This is a genomic window from Streptomyces nanshensis (genome assembly GCF_001751255.1).
Taxonomy (GTDB): domain Bacteria; phylum Actinomycetota; class Actinomycetes; order Streptomycetales; family Streptomycetaceae; genus Streptomyces; species Streptomyces nanshensis_A.
In genome coordinates, this window is the sequence record NZ_LJGW01000612.1 from 1 (window position 1) to 2700 (window position 2700).

Annotated in this window: 3 protein-coding genes; all 3 read right to left on the bottom strand. The window is 73.6% G+C overall.

Going from position 1 to position 2700, the window contains the following annotated elements:
- Positions 1–91: 91 nt before the first annotated feature.
- Complete coding sequence (locus AN218_RS30240; protein WP_070020229.1) at positions 92–745, bottom strand: cysteine dioxygenase family protein; 654 nt, start codon at positions 743–745, stop codon at positions 92–94.
- A 141-nt stretch (positions 746–886) separates the two neighbouring features.
- A complete protein-coding gene (locus AN218_RS30245; RefSeq protein ID WP_070020230.1) occupies positions 887–1792 on the bottom strand; it encodes a LysR family transcriptional regulator in 906 nt (301 codons plus the stop codon).
- Between the two features lie 126 nt (positions 1793–1918).
- Positions 1919–2700, bottom strand: a 782-nt coding sequence (locus AN218_RS30250; RefSeq protein ID WP_141747762.1) for an MFS transporter, incomplete at its 5' end; no start/stop codon positions are given.

Below are 2700 nucleotides of genomic sequence, written 5' to 3' on the forward strand. Positions count from 1 at the left end.
CCCGGCGTGGACGTGGGCGCAGGCGCGGGCGTGGGCGTGGGCGGGCGGCCCGGTGCCGGGCCCGTCCCCGGCCGGTCGCCCAGAAGCGCCATCAGCGGTCCGCCGGCAGCTCGTACACCCGCCGCACGCTGCTGCCCAGCCGGGAGATGTCCGCACCGTAGACGTGCAGCGAAATGGCCTTCTCCCGGCAGCCGTTCCACACCTTGTGTATGTCGCCGGGCGGCGCGAAACCGCAGACCGCGCCGACGGGGTTGATCACGTCCTCCGTCGCCACCAGCCGTGCGCTGCCGCCTGGTTCGTCCGCGGGCAGCAGCCGGTAGCGCCGCTCGTGCTCCTCGCCACGGTGCACTCCGGTGACGCACCACGAGACGTGGTCGTGGACGGACGTGCACTGGCCGGGCAGCCACACCAGCGCGACGATCGAGAAGCTGCCGTCCGGTTCGGCGTGCAGCAAGTGCTGGCGGTAGCGCTCGGAGTCGCCCTCGCACTGGGCCGGGGTGAGCAGGGCGTCCGCGCCGTGCCCGTCGCCACTCCCGGCGCTGCCCTCGCCGGCGCCGTCCCGGTCGGCGTCCCCGCCGAGGTGCGGGGCCAGCTTCTCGCCGACGAGATAGGCCGTCACATCCGGCGCCATACCGCGTCCGACGACGCCGCGGATCTCCGCGACGAGGGCGTCGAGCCGCGCGGTCGTACGGGGCGCGGCGGCGGCGCCGGACTCCGCGGTGCGGTGCTGCGTCGAAGTGGCCATGTCCGCAGCGTGCCGCCGCCGATCCATCACGTCCAGCGAGAGTTTCTTCGCGCTCGCCCAACGAACGCTTATGGACGGGGACTTACGGGCGGCCGCCCGCACCGGCCGGGACGCACGCGGACGCTACGGACCCGAACTGCCCTAGCAGCCCACGCGGTTGGCGGCGGCCGTCCGCAGCTCCTCCAGTACGAGCGCGGTCGCCGGGATGTCGAGGTGCTCGCGCAGCACGTACGCGGAGACCTGGCGGCGCGAGGCGGGGTCCAGGGCGCGTCCGGTGACCTTCTCGTGCACCAGGAAGGAGAGCACCAGCCCCGGCATCATCGCGATACCGAGCCCCTCGGCGACGAGGCTCTGCACGACGAGGATGTCGTCGGTGGTGAAGGCCACGTCGGGCGCGAAGCCCAACTCGGCGCACTCGTGCAGGAAGTTGGCGCGGCAGCGCAGACATCCGGCGATCCAGCGCTCGTCCGCCAGCTCCGCGAGCCGTACCGCGCGGCGCCGCGCCATCGCGTGGCCCGTGGGCAGCAGCACGGTCAACTGGTCCTCCATGAGCGGGATCTCGACCAGCTCGTCCGGCACCTGCTCACGCAGCCCCGGGTAGGTGAAGGCCAGGGTGATGTCGCACTCGCCGTCGGCGACGCGGCGCATGGAGTCCGGCGGCTCCGCCTCCTGCAACTCGACCCGTACGCCCGGGTGTTCGACGGCCAGCCGGGCCAGGGCCTCCGGTACGAGCGTCGCCCCCGCGCTGGGGAACGCGCACATCCGTACCCGTCCGGCACGCAGTCCCGTGATCGCCGACATCTGCTGCTCGGCGGCGGCGATCCTCTCCAGGATCACGCCCGCGTGGCGCTCCAGCGCCTCGCCCGCCTCGGTGAGCCGCATCCGGCGTCCGACGCGTACGAACAGCGGTGTGCCCACGGAGCGTTCGAGGGCCTTCATCTGCTGGGTGATCGCGGGCTGGGTGTAACCGAGCTGCCGCGCGGCCGCCGAGTAGGAACCGGCACGCACCACTTCGTGGAACGTCCGTATGTGCCGCGAGTCGAACATGCCCGAACCATAAGCGGAATTTGGGTCCGGGCGACATACGCCTCAGCGTCGCCGCGGAACCGGTCACACGGCGTCGCACGCCGAACGCGTTCCGGGTCCACCGCCCGGTCCCTTTAGCACTCCCCGTCACCGCTCTCGCTCGCGCAGCCGCCCCGCGACCCCCGCACCGACCGCGCACACCAGCGCCGCCACCGCGTAGACCGCGACGAACGGCAGCGGACGGCCCTCCGTCGCCGCCGCGGTCGAGCCGTCCGCGCCGACCCGTACCGCACCGCCGCCGCACAGCGCGAACGCGGCACCCGTGACGGCGAGCAGCACCACGTTGGACAGGCTGTCGGACATCTGCAACGCAGCGGAGTTCCGTCCGGCCTCCTCGGGAGCGGACAGTTGGAGGAGCAGCACGCTCGTGGACGAGATGACCAGGCCCATGCCGTAGCAGCCGACGGCCATCGCCGCGGCCAGCGTCCACACCGGTACGGCGGGCGCGAGCGCCACGGGCGCGTACGCCACGGCGCCCGTCACCAGCACCATTCCGGCCCGCGCCAGCCGTACCCGGTAGGGCCCGAGCCGCTGCCGGGACTGCGTGAAGGAGCCCAGCGCCCAGGTCAGTCCGCCCGCGGCGAGCGCCAGTCCGGCCATCGTGACCGAGAGTCCGCGCTGGCTGACGAGCATCAGCGGTACGAAGCTCTCCGCCACCACGAAGCCGCCGGCGGCCAGTCCGCGCAGCAGCACCACCGCGGGCAGTCCGCGCGCGGCCCGGTATGTGCCGCGGGGCATCAGCCGCAGCGCGGCCGGTACGAGCAGGGCAGCGCCGGCGGCGGCCGGGAGCAGCGAGACATACTCCGGTTCCTGGCCCGCGTACTGGAGGAGCCCGGCGCCGGCGGCGAGCGCGACCGCGTAGACGAGCC

Coding starts and splice junctions, on each gene's coding strand:
- AN218_RS30240 (WP_070020229.1), bottom strand. CDS start 745: ATGGCCACTTCGACGCAGCACCGCACCGCGGAGTCCGGCGCCGCCGCC.
- AN218_RS30245 (WP_070020230.1), bottom strand. CDS start 1,792: ATGTTCGACTCGCGGCACATACGGACGTTCCACGAAGTGGTGCGTGCC.